Below are 22,935 nucleotides of genomic sequence, written 5' to 3' on the forward strand. Positions count from 1 at the left end.
ATGATCACCGGGGCTAACAGAGCCTGACAGCAAAATGTAGGAAGTCATTGCCGATTAGATAAGAAATAGCAGAGTCAGTATAGCTATAACACCTACTAATAACGCCTTCCCTTGCATCCAATGCTCCTGAAACCAATTTTAGTCACAACGCCGTTGTAAGCGGCGACTTTCTAGTTGGTTGGTTTTGTGCTATTCAAGCACAAAAACGAACAATGAAAAAGGCTTCCGATTGACAGCTTCGTTAGCTTTAGAATTTTTGTGAAATGATGTAAATTCATCCTCTTCCTTATACCAGCCGCCGTAAGAATTAGAAACTTTAATGTCGATATATCTAATTCTCCCCTCATCCCAATTTTTAGAGAATTGACGATGCTCTCGATGACTAGACTTTCTTGGTAAAAGAGATATATGAGGATTTAAAAAGCTACATTTATTTTTAGCCAATGCTGTATCTGAGGAAATATGTACATCAGACCTTGAGAGAACTGTATTATCTTTAAATTCTACTGTTATTTTTATATTGTAATTTTTTTCTATAGGCTCTGACATGCAAATATTTATACCTTCACGCCCCTCTTTCTTTATAAAGACAATAGAACTCTACTTTTATGGTTTCACTACAGCCTATAAGAAGTAATGATGCTAAAAGCAGTATAAATTTCACTTTATGTCTCTTTTGAGAAGCTAATAGTTTAATAAATGTCTTAACGACGTGTATTCCTAGATTTTCGGCCGCTAAGACATATTTTTCCAAATCAATTGTCGCTGCGACCTATATCTCAAGTGAATTTTTCTAAACGCTATCGCGAAACCCTTATCAGGTCAACGTTCGAAGTCATTTGGCACAAGATTCATCTTTGTGTTTTAAGTTACCGATAAATCTATCCCAAAAAACACTATCATCGCTAACCACATTAATTTTATTCATACCTGAATTCTTTATAAAAATTATTGAGATAACTCTACTCAGATTGATGCTTCGATTGGATTTATTTCGGTAGGATTATTGAGTATTTCTAACCAGGATTTTTCGAGGGTGATAGTTAAATATCACCCGGCAATAAGAAACCAATTTGCTTAACAAATCAGTTATGGATTTTTTATACTTTTGAAACCGTTGCTTTATAAGATAGAAAAAAGCTTTTAGCAATGTCGCACTGGTGTATTCATATGCGACCAAATTTCCTTAAATGGCATTACGTGTTGATAAGTAATTGGTTTAATAAAAGGTAAACTTCGTAATTATTTACCACTGAATCTACACTGCCAAATACTCCTTAACTACCTCATCGGATAAATTATCCATCTCGCCCGAAGCGACGATTCGTCCTTTTTCCATAATATGAAAGTCCTGCCCAACTCGTCTTGCGAAAGCGAGTTTTTGCTCGACGAGTAAAACGGTTGTGTTGAATTCTTTGTTTAACCGAACGATAACGTCGCCAATTTGCTGAACAATATTAGGCTGTATGCCTTCGTTGGGTTCGTCGAGGATTAATAGTTTAGGTTCGATGGTTAATGCTCTGCCGATGGCGAGTTGCTGTTGTTGGCCACCGGATAAATCGCCGCCTCGGCGTTTCATCATGGAATCGAGCACGGGAAATAATTCGAAGATTAAATCGGGAATTTTCTTGCTGCCATCGGTTCGCCCGGCGAGGCCGGTGCGTAGGTTTTCTTCTACGGTAAGTTGCGGAAATATATCTCTCCCCTGAGGAACATAACCGACGCCAAGCTTTGGTCTTAAATGAGCGGGGCTGCGGGAAATGTCTTTACCGTCAATTAAGATGGTTCCCGATTTAACCGGCAATAATCCCATAATGCATTTTAATAACGTGGTTTTACCGACACCATTGCGGCCTAATAAACACGTTAAGCTGCCGGAGGTTAATTCTAAATTTAAATCCCACAGTATTTGCGAGCCACCGTAGAGTTGGTTGATTTGTTTTAATTCAATCATTGTGACTCTCCCAAATACACTTCAATAACGTCGGGATTATTTTGTATTTCGTCCATGTTGCCTTCTGCTAATACAAACCCTTGATGCAGCACGGTCACTTTTTTGGCAATGCTACGTACAAAAGCCATGTCGTGCTCAACGACAACCACGGTTCGCTCGCCGGCCAATGACGTTAACAACTCTGCGGTGTGTTCGGTTTCTTGCGGTGTCATGCCTGCGACGGGTTCGTCGACCAGTAATAATCGAGGATCAGACACCAGCAACATGCCAATTTCTAACCATTGTTTTTGTCCGTGCGATAGTGCACCAGCGAGTTGATTGGATTGCTTGCTCAGGCCAATGATGTCCAACACATCAGCAATGCGATCGGACTGTTCACTGCTCATACGATAAAAAATACTGGCGAGAATGGCTTTACTCATTCGCAGTGATAATTCTAGGTTTTCAAAAACCGTGTGCTGTTCAAATACCGTAGGTTTTTGGAATTTACGACCAATGCCTAAAGTTGCTATATCTGATTCGTTTTTATTTAATAAATTGTGAGTTTGACCAAAATAAGCCATGCCTGAATCGGGCTGGGTTTTGCCGGTAATCACATCCATTAACGTGGTTTTACCGGCACCGTTTGCTCCGATTAAACACCGCAGTTCGCCGTCATCAATATAGAGATTTAAATCATTGAGTGCTTTAAAGCCATCGAACGAAACTGTTAAGCCTTCAACGTACAACAATACTTCGTGGGATACATCAACTGCTGGCATTTGATCCGGCATCATAAAATCGAACACGCGATCACGACGCATTAATTCACGAAATTTATCGAGCTGCTCCATTACGCATTGCCTCCGTTTGATTTTTTCCAGGAAGACAATAAACCGACGATACCGCGCGGTAAGAAAATTGTGACACCAACAAAGAGTGCTCCCAGGGCAAATAACCAGGCTTCGGGTAAAATGCCTGTAAATTGAGTTTTGGCAAAATTCACCAACAAGGCACCAAGCACCGCACCGTACAGTAAGCCTCGACCACCCACAGCAACCCACACAACCACTTCAATGGAATTAAGTGGTGCAAATTCTCCGGGGTTAATAATGCCCACCTGCGGAACATAGAGCGCGCCCGCTATGGCTGCGATAATGGCGGAATAGACAAACAGCCAAACCTTGTAGTTTTCGGTTTTAAAGCCAACAAAACGAACACGGTTTTCGGCATCGCGCACGGCTTCAATAACGCGACCAAACTTAGAAGACAAAATAAATTGGCTAAGCAGATAAACGCCGCCCAATACACAGGCCGTAATAATAAATAATGACACTCTAGTGTTATCATTTTGTAAATCGTAACCGAGAATGTCTTTAAAATCGGTTAAACCATTGTTACCACCAAAACCCATTTCATTGCGAAAAAACGCAAGCATAAGCGCGTAGGTTAACGCTTGAGTCATAATTGATAAATACACACCGGTTACTCGCGAGCGAAACGCGAGCCAACCAAACACAAACGCTAGCAACCCAGGAATTAATAACACCATTAGCATGGCAAAGGGAAAGGAATCAAAACCCTGCCAAAACCACGGCAGTTCAGACCAATTTAAAAACACCATAAAATCCGGCAGTACAGGGTCGCCATAGACACCGCGATCACCAATTTGGCGCATTAAATACATCCCCATACCGTAACCACCAAGGGCGAAGAACGCACCGTGGCCAAGACTGAGTATGCCGCAATACCCCCAAACAATATCAACTGCCATAGCTAACAGTGCATAACTTAAATATTTGCCCAGCAAAGTGATTGTGTAAGTATCGACATGCAGCGGTGAACCCGGCGGAAACAATTGATTACCAATAGACGCCAACACGGTTACCGAAAATAGGATGATTAAAAATAGGTTACCACCTCGGCTCGATAATAAACCTTCACGACGTGATGTATCGGTAGTCAGTAATGAAGAAATAAATGAAGCAGCCATTATTCCGCTGACCTCCCTTTTTGTGGAAATAACCCACGTGGGCGTTTTTGAATAAATAACACGATAAAAACTAATACCAGAATTTGTGCGAGAACTGCACCGGTCACGGGCTCTAAGAATTTATTAACAACGCCCAACGAGAACGCACCAACCAGTGTGCCCCAAAGGTTACCCACACCACCAAAAACCACCACCATAAAAGAATCAATAATGTAGGCTTGTCCCAGGTTTGGTCCAACATTGGTTAATTGACTAAGGGCGACACCAGCAACGCCAGCAATACCCGAACCTAAACCAAAAGTCATGGCATCAACCCAATCGCTGCGAATACCCACCGCTTTTGCCATATCCCGATTTTGTGACACCGCACGCACGTATAAACCCAAGGCGGTTTTTTTCATGACCAGCAGTAACACTGCAAAAACAATGAGTGAAAAAATAATGATGTACAAACGATTGTACGTGAGCGCTAAACCCGGATTAATTTGCAAGGCACCCGACATCCATTCTGGTGTGCTCACTTGTCGGTTTAATGGTGAAAAAATACTGCGCACGGCTTGTTGCAAAATTAAACTTAAACCAAAGGTAGCTAATAATGTTTCTAACGGGCGACCTTTTAGAAATTGAATAATACCGCGTTCAATAGCAATGCCGACCAAACCACAGACCACAAAGGCTGCGGGAATCGCAATAATAATAGAAAGGCCGATGTGATTTGGCATTAGGGTTTGAATCACGTAAGTAGTGTAAGCGCCCAGCATTAACAATTCACCATGCGCCATGTTGATAACACCCATCACGCCGAAAGTAATCGACAAGCCAATGGCTGCCAACAATAAAACGGAACCCAAACTTAGACCAAAGAAAACACGCTCAATAAACCCGTAGAATTCGAGTTTACCGTCAATCTTTACCAATGCAGATTCCGCTAAAGCAATGAGTTGTTTATCGTCTTCTAGGTATTCTCCGTTGGCGTCTTGTTCTAGTATGACATTTAACCGGCTACGCACGGACGGGTGTAATTCCCCAGATAGAGTTTTTACCGCTTGCTTTTGTATTGATTTATCGTTGGAATCCAGCAATGCAATATTCAGGGCTAAATTCATTTTTTCCAGTACGGCGTTATTTTGTTCGGATTCTTTCGCGCTTTTCAATAAGGTAATATTTTCTGAATTCAAATCAGACATCAGTTTTTCAACGGCGGCCAAACGTTGGTTTGAGTCTTCACTGAATAATGTCAGTTTCGCGATGGCTTTTCTCAATTGTTTGCGAAGCTTGTTATTGACTCTGATTTTTTTAATATCTGATTTAGCAATATGTTCGATCGTTGTTTGATCAAGTACTTGTGTTGCACGGAAGGCTTTGCCGTCATCGAGCTCTTGATTTAGCATGATTACCGTTTTATCGGATTTGACGTAATAAAGTTTTCCTTCCACTAGGGATTCAAATAAAGGCAGTAATCGCGGATCAGATTCTTGCTCTAGATCAGTAACAACCTTTGACAGGTTTTTTAACTTCGTTGACGGCATTTTATCAACCAGCTCTTTAAATGAGGTTTCTGGTGGTTGATCGGACGCTTGAACACAGCTAACGCCGCTTATCCAAGTTGCAATCAAAATAATTGCCGTAACAAGATTTTTGGAAAACGCCGTTCGCTTAGGAACACGTTTAAATTTGGGATATTCCGACCAGGATAATTCCATATCTGTGATACTGCCTTAACAATGAACGCCGAAAATTACTTTTTAGTTTTCACTATTTTGCAAAGCATGATAGACGCATTAAAAAATGGGCTTGCATAGCAAGCCCAATGGGTACTACTTTTGGAGTTTTCTGTTAGCAATGCAGCAACGGGTTAGAAATTCTGTCCCGAGCACTTAGCTGTTTTTGCGTTGAAGTTACCGCATTTAATGGGTTCTACCCAATCGGCAACAATGTCTTTTGAGCCAGGAAGGTAATCAGACCAAGCATCGCCAGGAACCACACCATCGGTTTCCCAAACCACTTCAAACTGACCGTCTTCTTGAATTTCACCAATTAACACAGGCTTCGATAAGTGGTGGTTTTTGTTCATTACCGCAGTGCCACCGGTTAGGTTTGGTGAAGTGATACCAATCATCGCTTGCTCAACGGTATCGACGTCGGTGGTACCGGCTTTTTCAACAGCGGCAGTCCACATGTTGAAACCAATATAAGTGGCTTCCATTGGATCATTGGTAACACGATCTTTACCGGCGAATTTTTTCCATTGCGCAATAAAGTCTTCGTTGACATCGGCTTCAACGCTTTGGAAATAGTTCCAAGCGGCTAAATGACCAACGAGCGGTGCCGTGTCTAAACCGGATAATTCTTCTTCACCTACCGAGAAAGCAACCACAGGAATATCTTCTGCGGAAATACCTTGGTTGCCCAGCTCTTTATAAAATGGCACGTTAGCATCACCGTTTACAGTTGATACAACCGCTGTTTGTTTGCCTTCGTTACCGAATTTTTTAATATCAGAAACAATACCTTGCCAATCGGAATGGCCGAACGGCGTGTAGTTGATCATGATGTCTTTCTCATCAACGCCTTTGGCTTTTAAATAGGCTTCGAGAATTTTATTGGTGGTGCGCGGATAAACGTAATCAGTTCCGGCAAGCACCCAACGCTCAACGCCAATTTCTTCCATTAAATAATCAACCGCAGGAATTGCTTGTTGATTAGGAGCCGCACCCGTGTAGAAAACATTTTTCGAAGATTCTTCACCTTCGTATTGCACCGGATAAAATAGCAGGCCATTTAATTCTTCAATAACAGGCAGAACCGATTTGCGCGAAACAGAAGTCCAACAGCCAAAAATCACATCGACTTTATCTTTGGTAAGTAACTCTCGGGTTTTCTCAGCAAATAACGGCCAGTTGGAGGCAGGATCAACCACAACGGCTTCCAGTTGCTTTCCTAAAAGGCCGCCTTTTTTATTTTGCTCATCAATCATCATCAATACCGTGTCTTTCAACGTGGTTTCTGAGATTGCCATGGTTCCTGATAACGAGTGCAGCACACCTACTTTGATTGTTTCTGCGGCTGAAACCGCTGCCGACAATGCTATAGACACTGTCGCAGCCGTTGCCGTCATTAACTTTTTCAATTTCATGTTTATTTACCTAATGGGTTTATCTGGAAATAATCGATAGAAACCGCTGAATACTTTCTGTTAATCAGCGATTTCTGAATTAATTACTGGCTAACCGATCGATTTAAACAGCTTTTAAAAAGTAAACAGGGCTTCTAATGCAAAGGTATTGGTATCAACATCAGAAATGTCGTCGGTGTCTAATCGATATTCTGCGACTAACAATAGGTTGTCGCCTACTGTCAGACTTGGCGCAATGGTAATGCCACTTAAATCCGTAATGGTTGTACCGCCTGCGTCTTCGGTTTCGTAGGCGTGATAACGAAAGGTAATGCCGTAATCGCCGGACGCGTAATTTGCCATTAATAAATAACCGTCGGACTCTTCATCTAAACCAGTCGTACCTTCAGCGGTGTTGTATTCAGCGGCAAAGGTGAAACCACTCACTTCATAAGACGCCCAAACGTTAACGGCATCTCGATCCGTTTCTGATAAATAAAACGCTTTTGCGGTCACACCTGGCAATGGCGACAAATGAATACCAAATTCCGATCCGAGATTGGTGGTATCGCTTTCAATCGGGTCTGAAAATAAATCGTTCACAACCGACAACGTAAACGATACGGCATTATTAACTTTGTATTGCCCAGACACCCCTTGTTGATAAAACCCGTAAAATACCGGCGCATAACCAGTGCCACTGAACTGATACAATCCCGTAGGCTCTTCGGTTTCCCAACCGGTGTAACTTAAGAAGCGGCCCGCCGTAAGACTGAACGAATCATTAAATTGTTTGGTAATAAATACCTGCTCAACAAACGTTTCGTCTTCGCCGTTACCCGTACCGTTTTCACCAAATTCGATATCCACTTGTGCCGATATACCGTCTTTGCCCTTAAAAAAGAAATCCACTTCTACTTGGTCAACATTGAATTCTTTCTCGGTGCTATCGGCATCGTCTACATCTGTATTGACGAATGACATGTCGATAAACCCAGAGGCACTAAAACCTTTTAGCACTTCCGAAAGATCGGTTTGCGCATAACTTGTTGGTGACGCCAGCGCTACCGCCGCTGCTATAGAAGAAAACGTTAAGCTTTTAAATTTCATGTCGGTCGTAACTCCCTAAAGGTTTATAAGAATTCGGCAGTGGGCGCTTATTTCTAGTGAGAACTAGAACGGCTCGGTTGGTTTTGAGGGATTATGCAAGGCTTGCTATAGGGTAAGAATTCGGTGGAATGCGATGCACGCTACGTTGAGTGACGTATAGAAAATAAAATTGATTGCTGCTATATGGTGCGAATAATTCACAACAGTGGCAGAGTTGTTGCTACTTTAAAGTGCACAGATTTTATTAACTCAGTAGAAAGTATTGCAGTGAATTAGTTACAGAAATTATTAAATAAAAATTGCACCAACATAAAACAAATTACGCAAACAGAACGCACACCTTTGGACCATTAAAAGATTAATGTAACCGTGAACCAAAAATTCGACGCTCAATCGGCAACGCTAGAACAAGTACCGCAACCTCGTCGGCAATACAATCAATGGGTTGCCAACGAATCGTTGGAAGACTTTGCACTTCGACATACCGCAAGACGGGCACGACGTTGGTCTTTTTCTCGTATTGCCAATACTGCGTTGGGCACCAGCTCGTTTTTGGTATTGGAGTTATTGGGTGCAACCATTGCCATTAATTACGGGGTCTATCATTCCCTGTGGGCGATTTTTGTGGTTTGCACGTTATTGTTTATTTCAGGCTTACCCATAAGTTATTACGCCACAAAATATTCTGTGGATATTGATTTACTCACTCGTGGCGCAGGTTTTGGGTACGTCGGCTCGACCATTTCCTCTCTTACCTACGCCTCGTTTACGTTTATCTTTTTTGCCCTAGAAGCCACGATTATGGCCAGCGCCCTTGAGCTTCTCATAGGCACGCCTATGTGGCTGGGTTACATCATCAGTGCATTGGCCGTGATTCCGCTGGTTACCCACGGCATTGCCATGATCAGCCGTTTTCAGCTGTTAACACAACCGTTGTGGCTGTTACTGCAAATTGCTCCGATTATTTATATTGCTCAGCATCCAGACGGCACATTGGATCAGTGGCTGCTGTTTTCAGGAACCGATGCCGCAGTTAATACTTCGTTTGATTGGATTACCTTTGGCACAGCAACCACCGTTTTATTCGCATTGATGGCTCAAATTGGGGAGCAAGTGGATTTTTTGCGTTTTATGCCCGAGCCAGGTTTTAACGCACCGACATCAAAAAAGAAAAGAGAACAGAAAAAATGGTGGGCCGCCGTGGTAATTGCTGGTCCGGGTTGGGTTATTTTCGGGGCGATTAAACTCGTACTCGGCACATTGCTGGCTTTTTTGTTGATTCAGCAAGGCGTTACACCCGATAAAGCCTCCGACCCGACTCATATGTACAGCGCTGCGTTTCAGCATTTTTCACTGTCACCCGAGGCCGCTTTAGTGCTAGCGGCGATGTTTGTGATTATCTGCCAAATTAAAATTAATGTTGCGAACGCGTACGCGGGATCACTCGCCTGGTCTAACTTTTTTTCGCGGCTCACGCACCATCATCCAGGACGAGTGGTGTGGTTGGTATTTAACGTGATTATTGCGTTACTGTTGATGGAGCTAGGGGTTTATCGTGCTATTGAGACGGTGCTGCACCACTACTCAGTCTTTGTGCTGGCTTGGTTTGGTTCAATCATCGCCGACCTTGTTATTAATAAGCCCTTGGGTTTGAGCCCTAAACACATTGAATTCCGGCGTTCCCGCCTCTACGACATCAATCCTGTAGGCGTCGGCTCTACGGCGTTAGCGGCGGTTATCGGCATGTTGGCAAGCACTGCCGTACTCGGTGAAAAAGTTGCCGCATTTTCGGGATTTATTGCCTTTTTCTTACCGTTTATTACCGCCCCGCTAATCGCAGTTTTTACTCGGGGGAAGTATTATTTGGTTCCCGAAGACAAAGTTCCTAAAGACAAAGTTCCTAAAGACAAAGTTCCTGAAGATAAGGTTATTGACGCTAAAATTTTAGAGTCTTCAAACAAAAACATTAAATCACACGCAAGCCAAACCTGCACCGTTTGCGGTAATCAATTTGATCAAGAGGACATCAATACCTGTCCGGCATACAGCGGTCCGATTTGCTCACTTTGTTGTGCCTTAGAAACCCGCTGTAAAGATCAATGCCGATCAAAAGCACACATTGGAGCGCAGCTGGAGTCGGTTTTAAAACCGATAACCGGAGACAAAGCCTATCGACTTTTAGTGGGGCCGGTGGGGCAATTTATTTTTGCGTTTACGGTGATTTCGGTAATTTCAGCAAGTATTTTTTACATCGCTTACTTTCCTGTTCACAATGATGGCGTAACTGAAAACAGTGTTATACAACAAGCTTTTACCACCAGTTTTATTTTAATTTTAATTCTTTTAGGTGTGCTGGTTTGGTTGTTTGTTTTGGCCCAAAAAAGCGCCCGTATGGCGTTGCAAGAAACCAGTTTGCAAACCCAGAAACTGACCGACGAGATATCCGCGCACAAGGTAACTTTAAAAGAATTAGAGCGAGCAAGAAGATCGGCCGATTCTGCCAACATCGCAAAAAGCAATTACGTAACGTCACTCAGCCATGAGCTGAGAACACCACTCAATGTTATTTTAGGTTACGCCCAGTTACTGCAAAAAGACCAGGAAATTCCGAGCGATCAAAAAGATAAGTTGTCGATACTGCATCGCAACGGTGAGCATCTCGCCACCATGATTGAGGGATTACTGGAAATCTCTAAAATTGAAGCCGGTCGACTGAACTTAAATACCGATCGTGTGCGACTTGATTTAATGCTCGATCAATTGGTAAAAATGTTTCGCCAACAAGCCGAATATAAGGGTTTAGAATTTAATTATCACTGCCAGAAAAATCTTCCAACCACTATAAAAGTCGATGAAAAACGGCTTCGACAAATTCTTATCAATTTGTTGTCGAACGCGGTTAAGTTTACCGAGCACGGTAAAATTGGATTCTCGGTGAGTTATCGAAGCCACGTCGCTCGCTTTAAAATCAAAGATACTGGTTACGGCATTGCGCAAAGCAATTTAAGTACTATTTTTTCTCCTTTTGTTCGAGGAGACGACGTTGAACAAAAACAAATTTCTGGTTCAGGATTGGGTTTGGCGATTTGTCGTCAATTAGCAGACATGATGGGAGCAGACATTGAGGTTGAGAGTGAAGAAGGCAAAGGCTCAAGTTTTACGTTACTTCTTCAAGCCACACCGGCTGAAACACAAATCAGTGAACGCAATTCTCTGACACCTATTGTTGGTTATGAAGATAACGTTAAAACCATTTTAATTGTTGATGACAACACCGACCATCGGCAACTATTGATCAACTTACTAACTCCACTAAACTTTAATTTGTTGGAAGCCGCTGATGGCGAAACGGTTAACAGTATTCAGAAAAAACCGGATTTAGTGCTGTTAGATGTAAGGTTAGGTAAGACTTCGGGTTGGGATGTTGCCAAGCAATTGAAGAGTCGGTTTGAACAATTGCCCATTATTATGGTTTCGGCGAATGCTCGCGGTTTTTATCACACCATGCCAAGCAAACATGTTCACGACGATTACCTCGAAAAACCCTTACAATTAGACGCATTGCTTGAGAAAATCGGCAATTTGTTAGCATTAAAATGGATTTACGCATCAACATGCGTAGCTGAAAAACAACCGCCCACCCAAGTATCGCAATCCAAAGAAAGTACAGCCACTGTTTCTTCTCATGCAGTGTTCCAACAAATTATTGAGTTTGCAAAAATAGGAAATTTAAACGGCTTGCTCACGTTTTTAGATGACATCGGCAACAACAATACGCTATCTCCTGCTGTCGTTAATGAACTTCGCTCGCTTGCGAAAAATTTTGATTTCAAGGGCGCAATTGAGTTTGCCGAAAAAAACCTTCTAACACCAGAAACCGTCAATGACCATGAATAATTCCAGTGAACCCACAATTACGGCGCTTATCGTTGATGATTCTCCCGATTCTCTCGGCATGTTAAATCAAGCGTTAAACAGCGAAGGAATGACGGTATTGGTTGCGCTGGGTGGCAAGCAGGCGATTAATATCATCGAGCAAATTACACCAGACATCGTGTTGCTCGATGCCGTCATGCCAGAATTAGACGGATTCGAAACCTGTCGATTGATTAAAGAAAAAAATCCGAACTTGCCCGTAATTTTTATGACGGGACTGACAGAAACTGAAGATATTGTGCACGGGTTGGAAGTGGGCGCCGTCGATTACATTACCAAACCCATCAATACCACCGAAGCCATTGCCCGATTAAAGGTGCACGTTCACAATGCCCGCCGACAATTCAGCGCTAAAGCGGCGTTGGATTCCGCGGATCAATCCATCATCGCCATTGATGATTCCGGCATTATTCTTTGGTCGACAACACGAGCACAGGAACATTTGGAGCAATACGAAAACGATACCGCTCAGCTTTGCTCGGATTTACAACAAGCACTACAACAGAAATGGACAATAGAAACTAACGCCGTAATTCCGTTGAATGGCTTTCACGATGCATCGGTTAATGTGACGTATCTTAATAAATTAGGCTCACAACATTTGCTGCGTCTTTCAGGAAACAGCCAACCTATCAATGTTGCGCGTTTGGCGGAAAAATTACCGGTAACACAACGAGAAGCTGAAGTGTTGTTTTGGTTATCGAAGGGAAAATCTAACTGGGATATTGCGACCATACTTGGTATTAAGCCTCGCACAATCAACAAGCATCTTGAACAGGTTTTTAAAAAATTAGAGGTAGAAAATAGAACGGCGGCGGCGGCCATTGTGCTCGAAATAATTTCGGCTGTTTAAGGTTTTAATTCTTACTAGGGCCTGTATGAAAATAAAAAACCACCTCTAAACAAGGTGGTTTTTAGCAAACTGCAGTTGCTTATTCGCGAATTAACGACAGCAATTCGTCGCGTTTTTCTTCCATCAAACTAACATTGCCACGCGATTCGACATTTAATCGAATGACCGGCTCGGTGTTTGACATACGAAGATTGAATCGCCAGTCGGAATATTCAACGGAAAGCCCATCGGTATGATCCACCAATTCGGCGTCACCAGAATATTTTGCCTCTGCTTTTGCAATCACAGCTTTAGCGTCAGACACCTTACTGTTGATTTCTCCACTGCAAGGAAATGCGGCCATACACTCATCGACCAGCGTCGATAAGTTTTTACCCGAAGACGAGAGCAATTGCGCAACCAGCAGCCAAGGGATCATACCGCTGTCGCAGTAGGCAAAATCTTTAAAATAATGGTGAGCACTCATTTCACCACCGTAAACCGCATCTTCTTTGCGCATGCGTTCTTTGATAAACGCATGACCGGTTTTACTCATAATTGCAACACCGCCGCACTGACTGACGGTATTCTGCGTATTCCACGTTAAACGCGGATCGTGAACAATTTTGGCACTGGGAGTGTTTTGCAGAAAGGCTTCGGCGAGTAATCCCACCAAATAATACCCTTCAATAAAACGACCATTTTCGTCAAAGAAGAAACAGCGATCGAAATCACCGTCCCAAGCAATACCGATATCCGCTTTGTGCTGGATAACCGCATCTTCGGTAGAGCTGCGATTTTCAGGCAACAACGGGTTGGGAATACCGTTTGGGAAATTACCGTTAGGCTCGTGATGTACTTTTATGAATTCGATTGAAGGTAGGAATTCTTCAATGGCGTCGATCACCATTCCAGCGCCACCGTTACCGGCATTCACCACCACTTTCAGTGGTTTCAACTCAGCAGGTTTGATGTAACCCAGCAAGTGTTTTACATACTCATCACGAGTGTTGAGTGTTTCAACCTTACCTTTGCTGGCTTCGGTAAAATCCTCGGCCTCAGCAATGGCTTTGATATCAAATAATCCGGTATCACCACTGATTGGCCGCGAGCCCTCACGTACCAATTTCATACCGTTGTAATCCATTGGGTTGTGACTGGCCGTCACACAAATACCACCGTCGACAGGGTAATTAAAAGACGCAAAATACACTTCTTCGGTGCCGCACTGGCCGATGAATAAAACATCCGAACCAGCGTCGGTAATTCCGTCAATCAAAGCCTTAGACAACTCTGGACTGGTGAGACGAATATCGTGACCAACAACCACTTTCTTGGCATTTAAGTACTGAGCAAAAGCGCGACCGACTCGATAGGCGACATCGGTATTGAGTTGCTCTGGGACTTGGCCGCGAATGTCATACGCCTTAAAGCAGGTAATTTCCCTGGCCAATGTACTTATCCTTTGTAGATGTTGTTGTAAACAAAGTTTGTTGCTTCAACGAAGCCATCAACACTACCGCAATCGAAACGGGTGCCTTTAAATTTGTAACCGAGAACACAACCGGCTTTGGCCTGAGTTAACAGAGCGTCAGTCAATTGGATTTCACCGTTTTTGCCAGGTGGGGTGTTTTCGATAATTTCGAAAATATCTGGCGTAAGAATGTAGCGGCCAATAATAGCCAAGTTGCTCGGCGCTTCTTCAACCGGAGGCTTTTCAACCATATCGGTCACTTGGAAGATTCCGTCTTTTAGCTTTTCACCTGCGATCACACCAAATTTACTGATTTGGTCTTCTGGCACTTCTTGAATTGCAACAATGCTGCAGCGGAATTGCTTGTACAACTGCACCATTTGAGAAAGGACGCCGTCACCTTCACCACTGTTCAAACACAGGTCATCGGACAGCACAACACCAAAGGGCTCATCGCCAATTAAGCGGCGACCATTTAAAATAGCATCACCCAAACCACGCATTTCTTGCTGACGGGTCATTGAGAATGTCGCTTTATGCATGACATCGCGGATGCTGCTGAGAAATTCTTCTTTCGAGGTTCCTGCAATTTGGTGTTCTAATTCGTAGCTGACATCAAAGTGATCAGCAATTGCACGCTTACCACGACCAGTCACGAGTCCAATTTCAGTCAGTCCCGCTTCGATCGCCTCTTCAACACCGTACTGAACTAACGGCTTGTTAACTACTGGGAGCATTTCCTTTGGCATCGACTTAGTAGCGGGAAGAAATCGGGTACCATAGCCCGCAACAGGGAATAGACACTTCTTAATCATTATATAATCCTTAATTGATCAGACTGACTTAAGCTTCAAAACAGTTCAACAACGGGCAACACCTTACCATAGAATATACAAGCTTGTTGCATACCCTTCTTGGCAGTATCGTAAATTGTTAGCATACGTTAACAACGAATAATTACCCTGATTTATTATTGTGCGAGAAGGCAATTGTAAATTTCCAAATGCACCAAATAAGTCGATATCTATCGACAAAAATCTGCTTTTAACATTCACTTCCAAACACAGAAACCTTGTGAAAACTATCAGCCGTCATTTGTAATAATCGTTTGGCCTAAACGCTTGAAAAGTCGAATAAGATTACGAAATAAGCATTCGATGGTATTAAATCTGGACAAGGGCGCACCATTCATTAGAATGTGCTCCCTTCGCTTGCCAGCGCATCGACTTTCGACGAATGGCTTGCAACTATAGAAAACTGCTAGAGTCAATGTATGGATTCCTTTGAACCTAAAAGCTCTTATGAGCGAGATGAACTGATAGCTTGTGGCCACGGCAAATTGTTTGGCCCAGATAACGCCCGATTACCAGTTCCAAACATGCTGATGCTTGATCGCATTACACACATTAGCAGCGATGGTGGTGATTTCGGAAAAGGTGAAATCATAGCGGAGCTGGATATTCACCCTGACCTTTGGTTCTTTGAGTGCCACTTCCCAAATGACCCAGTCATGCCAGGCTGTCTAGGTCTAGATGCCATGTGGCAACTCGTTGGCTTCTACCTTGGCTGGAGAGGCAACCCAGGCCGAGGTCGAGCGTTAGGTTCTGGTGAAGTAAAATTCACAGGACAAATCTTACCTACGGCTAAAAAAGTAACCTATCATATAAGCTTAAAGCGGGTTATTGAACGCAAGCTAATCATGGGTATCGCAAATGGTAAGGCTTCCGTCGACGGCAAGCCTATTTACACTGCGAGCGACTTACGCGTTGGTCTATTCACTGATACCAGTAAGTTTTAACATACAAACATAAGTACGATTGCGAAATAGACATTATTATTACAGCAAGACATACTTAATTATAATCTTTTCATTTACTGGCCAAATATGGCAAAGCGGGTGGGGTAGCATATGAGACGCGTTGTGGTTACCGGAATGGGCATTGTCTCCTGTATTGGTAACGATTTAGAGACAGTTTTGGAGTCTTTGAAAAGCGGCCACTCAGGAATTTCCGTTCAAGACGAATACATCGAGCGAGGCTTTCGCAGCCATATCGCCGGCAGCATCAATATCGATGTTAAAGAATTAATCGACCGCAAGATTGCTCGATTCATGAGCCCAGCATCAAGCTATGCCTATCTTGCGATGCAGCAGGCAATCAACGATTCTGGCCTCGAAGAAAACGAAGTATCCAATGAAAGAACCGGTATTATCATGGGTTCCGGCGGTGCTTCTACCTCAAACCTAGTGGATACCGCAGACATCGCCCGCCAGAAAGGGGTTAAACGAGTTGGCCCTTACCGTGTCACTCAGACCATGGCGAGTACTACCTCAGCGTGTTTGGCCACTCCGTTTAAAATTCGCGGTGTTAACTATTCCATCTCTTCTGCGTGCGCAACCAGTGCTCACTGTATTGGTAACGCCGTTGAACAAATTCAGTTGGGTAAACAAGACGTTGTGTTTGCCGGCGGTGGTGAAGAAGAACACTGGAGCCTAACCTGCATGTTTGATGCAATGGGCGCCCTTTCCACCAAATACAACGAAACACCAGAAAAAGCTTCTCGCCCGTACGATGCCAATCGCGACGGTTTCGTCATTTCTGGCGGCGGTGGCTGTTTGGTTGTTGAAGAGTTAGAGCACGCAAAAGCACGTGGTGCGAAAATCTACGGTGAAATTGTCGGTTACGGCGCAACTTCCGACGGCTACGACATGGTCGCACCGTCTGGCGAAGGCGCTATTCGCTGCATGAAACAAGCTTTGGCAACGGTTGACGGTGGAATTGATTACATCAACTCACACGGCACCTCAACGCCTGCTGGTGACATTCAAGAATTGAACGCAATCAAAGAAGTATTTGGCGATAAGTTACCACCTATCAGCTCTACCAAATCTTTGACGGGCCATTCACTTGGTGCAACCAGTGTTCAAGAAGCAATTTATTGCTTGTTGATGATGAAAAATCGCTTCATTGCGGCTTCAGCAAACATTGATGATTTGGATGAAGGCGCACAGGGCGCCTCCATCGTTGAAAAACGTATGGACGACGTAGACATCAACAGCTTTATGTCTAACAGTTTCGGCTTCGGCGGCACCAATGCGGCGCTCGTCATGAAGAAATACACCGACTAGCCAGCTGATCATTCTTACCTCGAAGGATAACCTTTCGAGGTAAGAACATTTTCTTATTTCTACTGCAGCAGTTATATCTCCTCTTTCCTGCTCTCCCAACACCTCTAACACTCTTAGTCTTCTGCCCTTTTTCGGTATTCACAACCGACAGGAATCGCTCCATAAACCTTTCTTATTTATCTTCGCCCTCAACAGGCAATCCGCTCAGTTAATCAGCTTTGGTTCAGGCTAATGCTCTAAAATACGCTTAAACATCGCTAATAACGGTTTGCGCTCTGTTAACAACAGAGATCATCAGACAGCGATCAACCAAGTGAACTACGGATAAAAAAGGAGGGCGCAGTGAAAAATTTATTCTGCCGCGATTCAGCCCGTGATTCTGCACACACACAAAACCTGACGGTGTCGCTTTTTCACAACAAAGGTATTTCGCTCTTGGGTGTTATGCTGTCTGTTTTGATGGTCAGTTCTTTTTCCCAAGCCGAAATTAAACAAATAAAAAAGGAGTCGTATTATTCTGACTCTCATTCAAAAACGATTACTTCGCACAGCAAAAGCGCGAATATAAAAAGCCAAAAAGTTTCTAAGCCGCAAAACCATTATGGCAATCATTGGCAATACAACAGAAACTTTAATCGCCATTACAATCGCGATTTAAATCATTCAAATTATCATCGAAATTACAGCAATAATCACAACAGAAATTACAATCACCGGTCTAACTACAATCATCGATCCAACTATCATCACCGGTCTAATTACCGCCACCGAAATAATTATCGACGCGAGGTACATCATCACTACCACAGTTACGGCCATCGCGTCAGTTACTTACCTCATGGCTATCGTCGCTTAAGGTATTCTCACTACCCTTTGTATTATCACTCTGGGAATTATTACCGCCCTACTTCACGAGGTTACGTTGTGGTTCGTGCGCCGATTGGTGTTCATGTGTCGCACTTACCAATTGGTTACACAACGGTTGTTGTTGGCGCCGCCACCTACTTTTTGGCTCACGACATTTACTACAAAAAACACGGCAAAGATTATGTCGTTGTCGAACCGCCTGAAGGTAAAACCACAACTGTTGCCGCCAGCGATAGCCAAAACAGCGAATGGTTAATTTATCCAGCGGAGGGCCAAAGCGATAAAGAATTAGAAAGGGACCGATACCAATGCCACCGCTGGGCAGTGAGCCAATCGGACTACGATCCTAGTCGCTCCAAAAATCAATATTCAAAAAGAGATGATTATTACCGGGCTCAGGCCGCCTGTTTAGAGGGACGAGGTTATGTTGTTAAATAAAATCACAACCACCGCAGCACTCATGTTGGTTTCTACATTGAGCTTCGGTCAATCGACGGAAATATTTACTTATCCAGCCGCAGGTCAAAGCCAGGAACAAATGGAACGAGATCGCTACGAATGTTACCGCTGGGCCGTATCCACTACAGGAACGGATCCTGCGACACTGGTGAGCCCAGCGTCGACGACAGCCCCAACAATTGTAGAAAACAAAAACCGCGGCGATGCTGCCAAAGGAACTATCATTGGTACAGTTGCAGGAGCCATTATTGGTTCAACCATTGAGAGCAGAGGCAGATATCATCGCCGCCATAACAATGCCGCCGGTGGCGCTGTTGTCGGTGCCGCGGTAGGAGGAATTATAGGTTCCAGCCGCGAAAGAAATGGTTATCAAAACGCGGCGTTGGAAGCGAAAAAAATTGAAATTCGCCAACAGAGAGAACAATCCGAATACGAAACTAAGATCAGCAATTACACCCGAGCATTCTCGGCGTGCATGCATGGACGATCATACACAGTAAAATAAATTACTCTTTAATTTTGTGCTCACTTCTTTGCGCCAGCCAAGTGGTGAGCTCAAGATTTAAACCCTGCCTCCAGGTTCGTGGTTGAATCCCGAAATTATCCATTAACCGGCGATACCCCAAAGCCGCACTGTACGGTTTAGCCTCAGCATCGGAAATATCGTTAATCATTCCCTGCGTATCGCGTTCTGATTTTAATCGCTCAGAAATTTCTTCTGCCAATTCTTCTTCGGTGCAAACATCGGCCGAGCTGTAATGGAAAATGCCCCAATTTTGAGAGCCACAACTGACTTGCTTCACAACCGCTGTAACAATTCGCGCAATATCGCAATGACCTACAGGTGCACCTCTTCGCTCTGCGTGGATATCGGCTTGATTTCCACGCCAGAGAGACTCTGAAATGGTTGTCATTAGATTTTCACCGGTCGCACCGATCACCCAACTTAAACGCAACAAGATATGCCGTTCAACTTCGGCCACAATTTTTTCCAGCTCTGCGAATACGGTTCCACAAGAGTCGCGCGGTTCGATTTCATCAGATTCTAAAAAGCCCGATTTAGTACCACTGAAAACTCGGTAATTGGAAAGCTGCATTAACACCTTATTATTGTCGGAACAATATTGAGAGATAGTTTGAGTCACTGGGACCACAGGTAAATCCAGCAACCGCTCTCCTTTATCGCTCCAGCCGTAGGTGTTAATCACCATGTCTGGATTACACTGCGTGAGCTTCGCTTGAATATCACAAACGTTTTCGGCGGTAGAATCTGAAAGATTCAGTGATAGCACTTGAATATCCGAAGATGTTAATTCCTCTTCTAATACTTTCCCAACAGCAGTGGAAGTATCGGTCACTAAAACAGAGTAAGCCAATGATGAAAGCCTCACGAAACTATAAGCCCAACACGAATGTGAAAGACTACTTTACTGAATTTACCCAAGCTTAAATAGGTGTTTAAAAATCTAGCCATTTAAATTCAATTGGCCAGCTCACTATGAGTGTGTCGAGTTAACATAACACTCATTGCGCTACTTTTACCATAGCCGACGAAGTAAGAATTTTGCCAACGCTAAATACAATACATGAGAGCAATAAAAACCTATAAATAAAAGAATGCTTTCGTTAGCCAGATTCAAACGATAAAAACATTGTAAAATTGAATTTATTTTATCGTACTTTCCTAATCGTGCTCTGCCGCTTCGGCATTTCAAAAATACTAGAGCATCAATAGATACATCAACAATACGCTGCATCTACATTGAACTTGCACACAATAATCAACGTACGAAATAGCATGCGAGATAAATACTGTTGAAAGCTAAAAAGACCCCTTAACGAAAAAGCCTCCGATCCCATACACTGGAAACGAAGGCTTTAGACAGAATACGTTAAAGCTGGTGCTTTATATTCGAATATTAGAACGGGATATCATCATCAAACGAATCAAAATTCGACGGCGTTTGCGGTTGCTGAGGGGTACTCGGCGCAGGCTTTTGTTGGTTGTAGTTCTGTGATGGTGCCGGTGCCGATGATTGTTGAGCGTAGCCACCACCATAATCTGGACCAGAATCTTGCGATGGCTGAGAGCGACCTTGCATAGCAGCTTCAGTTCTACCACCTAACATTTGCATTTCCGAAGCAACAATCTCTGTAGTGTATCGATCTTGACCACTTTGATCTTGCCACTTACGTGTTCGCAAAGAGCCTTCGACATACACCTGAGAACCCTTTCTCAAATACTCTCCAGCAATTTCTGCTAAGCGATTGAAAAAGACAACGCGATGCCATTCGGTTCGCTCTTGAGGCTGGCCGGTTTGCTTATCTTTCCAGGATTCACTGGTGGCGATACTGATATTAGTCACGGCACCCCCACTTGGCATATAGCGAGTTTCTGGGTCTTGACCACAGTTACCAACTAAAATTACTTTGTTTATGCCACGGGCCATGGAGATCTCCTAAAGTTAAACACGAGCTTGTATCGAGCTTTTGTTTTTGAATTTAATATCAATCTAAAATACGGGGAATTTGGCAACACTTTAACGAATGGTCGCGCGTAAACCAAGCGCTTCAATGTTGGAAACTTCAAATTCTTTCTCATCCACACGCAAGTGTGCAGACGATTCTTCTTCAATAAAGGTTACATCATAAACCCCATTTATTCCGCGCAACTGGGGCTCAACTCTGAAAAACTGAGTTTGACTTGTCTCTACAATGACGCTGCTCAGTGCTTTGGGTATCGACATCGTCATAGCAATGAGCAACCACACTCCAGTCAAAGCAGCACCTACATAAAATACCGATTGTGCACCAAAGTGCTGGCTTAAATACCCACCTAGAGCACCACCAACAAAAGCACCCATAAACTGGAACGTTGAATAAACACCTGAGGCCGAGCCTTTGGTATCGGAACTGGCTTGTTTACTCATCAAGCTTGGCAGAGTCGCCTCTAGGAGATTAAACCCTAGAAAGAAGACAAACAGCATGATGACACACACTACCAACGAATCGTTGAACCCAGATAACAACAACGTCGAGATCAACAGAAAGGTAATTGCCGACAAGAATACCGGTTTCATTTTGCGGTGTTTTTCAGCAATGATCACCAATGGAATCATCGCAATGAAAGACACCACCATAACCGGGAGATAAATAAGCCAATGCTGAGCGACAGCAATGCCTAAGTTCTCAAACAAAATACCGGGCATGACCACAAACAACGAGGTCATCAACAAGTGCAAAACAAACACACCAACATCTAAACGCAGCAGCTGAGGATGCAAAAAAACCGAGCCAATCTGTTGATAAATCGGTTTTTGTTGCCCAGCACCGACACTCTTAGCCGGCGTCGGCAGAACTTTTAATATGATCCAAAAACCCGGAATGACCAGTATTGCCGACAACCAAAAAATGCCTGACAGCCCCCAAGTTGACGCGATCAGAGGGCCAATCACCAAAGACGCGGCAAACGCAACACCGATCGAAATCCCAAGCGACGCCATTGCTTTCGTGCGGTTGTTTTCACTGGTCAGGTCAGTCAGCAACGCCATTATTGCCGCGGCAATGGCACCGGCGCCTTGTAATGCACGGCCAGTAATCAGCTGCCAAATACTGGTTGCTTCCGCCGCAACCACACTCCCAATAAAGAATAGGATAAGCCCAAAAACAATGACAGGTTTACGACCGACGTAATCTGACAGAGCACCTAAAGGGATCTGAAAAGCAGCTTGGGTTAACCCATAAATTCCTAGAGCGACCCCCAGAAGAACGGGAGTTGCGCCTGAATACTCCACTCCAAGTACCGCAAGCACTGGCAAGACCATAAACAAGCCCAGCATGCGCAATACATATAAAGAGGCGAGAGAAAAAACTACTTTCCGCTCAAGAGGAGGATTATTAGGCACAATTGATGATCCCTATATTTCGAAGGGCCGGTATTTTAATGCCCAGAGTAAGATTCGACCAGCTTTCTTAAGAAGCAATATTTATAAGAAATACTGTTCGGACTAAAACTAATCAGGGTATCAGTAGCTAAACAATCTTATTGTTATGGGAACAAACGATACAAATCTCGGCATCAAGTCTTCT

Annotated in this window: 18 protein-coding genes; 6 read left to right on the plus strand and 12 right to left on the minus strand. The window is 43.6% G+C overall.

Annotated elements, in window-relative coordinates:
* Positions 1-189: 189 nt before the first annotated feature.
* The 7 genes from LU361_RS03410 to LU361_RS03440 all read right to left on the minus strand — a co-directional run bounded on the left by LU361_RS03410 (position 190) and on the right by LU361_RS03440 (position 8,151).
* Positions 190-549 (minus strand): hypothetical protein, encoded by a 360-nt coding sequence (locus tag LU361_RS03410; protein WP_233086912.1) that lies wholly within the window; start codon positions 547-549, stop codon positions 190-192.
* Between the two features lie 709 nt (positions 550-1,258).
* Positions 1,259-1,954, minus strand: a complete 696-nt coding sequence (urtE, locus tag LU361_RS03415; protein WP_233086913.1) for an urea ABC transporter ATP-binding subunit UrtE — start codon at positions 1,952-1,954, stop codon at positions 1,259-1,261.
* The gene (gene urtD, locus LU361_RS03420) at positions 1,951-2,730 is read right to left on the minus strand and encodes an urea ABC transporter ATP-binding protein UrtD (protein WP_233088193.1); all 780 of its coding nucleotides are present in this window, start codon (positions 2,728-2,730) and stop codon (positions 1,951-1,953) included. Before urtD ends, urtE begins: the two co-directional genes overlap by 4 nt.
* A 56-nt stretch (positions 2,731-2,786) precedes the next feature.
* Positions 2,787-3,926 carry an urea ABC transporter permease subunit UrtC gene (gene urtC / locus LU361_RS03425; RefSeq protein ID WP_233086914.1) on the minus strand — a complete coding sequence of 380 codons (1,140 nt, stop codon included), beginning with the start codon at positions 3,924-3,926 and terminating at the stop codon, positions 2,787-2,789.
* Positions 3,926-5,629, minus strand: coding sequence for an urea ABC transporter permease subunit UrtB (gene urtB / locus LU361_RS03430; RefSeq protein WP_233086915.1), 1,704 nt, complete (start codon positions 5,627-5,629; stop codon positions 3,926-3,928). Before urtB ends, urtC begins: the two co-directional genes overlap by 1 nt.
* 152 nt (positions 5,630-5,781) lie before the next feature.
* Positions 5,782-7,044, minus strand: coding sequence for an urea ABC transporter substrate-binding protein (urtA, locus tag LU361_RS03435; protein WP_434064656.1), 1,263 nt, complete (start codon positions 7,042-7,044; stop codon positions 5,782-5,784).
* 132 nt (positions 7,045-7,176) lie between these two features.
* The gene (locus LU361_RS03440; RefSeq protein WP_233086916.1) at positions 7,177-8,151 is read right to left on the minus strand and encodes a porin; all 975 of its coding nucleotides are present in this window, start codon (positions 8,149-8,151) and stop codon (positions 7,177-7,179) included.
* A 369-nt stretch (positions 8,152-8,520) separates the two neighbouring features.
* Between LU361_RS03440 and LU361_RS20280 the strand changes: the two genes are divergently transcribed.
* A complete protein-coding gene (locus LU361_RS20280) occupies positions 8,521-12,048 on the plus strand; it encodes a hybrid sensor histidine kinase/response regulator (protein ID WP_233086917.1) in 3,528 nt (1,175 codons plus the stop codon).
* Positions 12,035-12,940, plus strand: coding sequence for a response regulator (locus tag LU361_RS03450; RefSeq protein WP_233086918.1), 906 nt, complete (start codon positions 12,035-12,037; stop codon positions 12,938-12,940). The genes LU361_RS20280 and LU361_RS03450 overlap by 14 nt, the downstream gene beginning before the upstream one ends.
* A gap of 79 nt (positions 12,941-13,019) precedes the next feature.
* On the opposite strand, the gene LU361_RS03455 is transcribed toward LU361_RS03450, so the two are convergent.
* Both LU361_RS03455 and galU read right to left on the minus strand, forming a co-directional pair.
* Entirely contained in the window at positions 13,020-14,372 is a 1,353-nt protein-coding gene (locus LU361_RS03455) for a phosphohexomutase domain-containing protein (protein ID WP_233086919.1), read from the minus strand.
* A 5-nt stretch (positions 14,373-14,377) separates the two neighbouring features.
* Complete coding sequence (galU, locus tag LU361_RS03460) at positions 14,378-15,208, minus strand: UTP--glucose-1-phosphate uridylyltransferase GalU (RefSeq protein WP_233086920.1); 831 nt, start codon at positions 15,206-15,208, stop codon at positions 14,378-14,380.
* 458 nt (positions 15,209-15,666) lie between these two features.
* On the opposite strand from galU, the gene fabA reads away from it, so the two are divergent.
* The 4 genes from fabA to LU361_RS03480 all read left to right on the plus strand — a co-directional run bounded on the left by fabA (position 15,667) and on the right by LU361_RS03480 (position 19,351).
* The gene (gene fabA / locus LU361_RS03465; protein ID WP_233086921.1) at positions 15,667-16,191 is read left to right on the plus strand and encodes a bifunctional 3-hydroxydecanoyl-ACP dehydratase/trans-2-decenoyl-ACP isomerase; all 525 of its coding nucleotides are present in this window, start codon (positions 15,667-15,669) and stop codon (positions 16,189-16,191) included.
* 111 nt (positions 16,192-16,302) lie between these two features.
* Positions 16,303-17,520 carry a beta-ketoacyl-ACP synthase I gene (fabB, locus tag LU361_RS03470; RefSeq protein WP_233086922.1) on the plus strand — a complete coding sequence of 406 codons (1,218 nt, stop codon included), beginning with the start codon at positions 16,303-16,305 and terminating at the stop codon, positions 17,518-17,520.
* A 342-nt stretch (positions 17,521-17,862) separates the two neighbouring features.
* The gene (locus LU361_RS03475; RefSeq protein WP_233086923.1) at positions 17,863-18,825 is read left to right on the plus strand and encodes a DUF6515 family protein; all 963 of its coding nucleotides are present in this window, start codon (positions 17,863-17,865) and stop codon (positions 18,823-18,825) included.
* The gene (locus tag LU361_RS03480; RefSeq protein ID WP_233086924.1) at positions 18,812-19,351 is read left to right on the plus strand and encodes a YMGG-like glycine zipper-containing protein; all 540 of its coding nucleotides are present in this window, start codon (positions 18,812-18,814) and stop codon (positions 19,349-19,351) included. The genes LU361_RS03475 and LU361_RS03480 overlap by 14 nt, the downstream gene beginning before the upstream one ends.
* Before the next feature lies 1 nt (position 19,352).
* On the opposite strand, the gene LU361_RS03485 is transcribed toward LU361_RS03480, so the two are convergent.
* From LU361_RS03485 to LU361_RS03495, 3 genes are all read right to left on the minus strand, one after another.
* Positions 19,353-20,222, minus strand: coding sequence for a sugar nucleotide-binding protein (locus LU361_RS03485; RefSeq protein WP_233086925.1), 870 nt, complete (start codon positions 20,220-20,222; stop codon positions 19,353-19,355).
* A 543-nt stretch (positions 20,223-20,765) separates the two neighbouring features.
* The gene (gene ssb / locus LU361_RS03490) at positions 20,766-21,296 is read right to left on the minus strand and encodes a single-stranded DNA-binding protein (protein ID WP_233086926.1); all 531 of its coding nucleotides are present in this window, start codon (positions 21,294-21,296) and stop codon (positions 20,766-20,768) included.
* Between the two features lie 90 nt (positions 21,297-21,386).
* On the minus strand, positions 21,387-22,751 hold the full coding sequence (locus LU361_RS03495; RefSeq protein ID WP_233086927.1) for an MFS transporter: 1,365 nt from the start codon (positions 22,749-22,751) through the stop codon (positions 21,387-21,389).
* Positions 22,752-22,935 lie beyond the last annotated feature (184 nt).

It is taken from the genome of Sessilibacter corallicola (genome assembly GCF_021290925.1).
Taxonomy (GTDB): Bacteria; Pseudomonadota; Gammaproteobacteria; order Pseudomonadales; family Cellvibrionaceae; genus Sessilibacter; species Sessilibacter corallicola.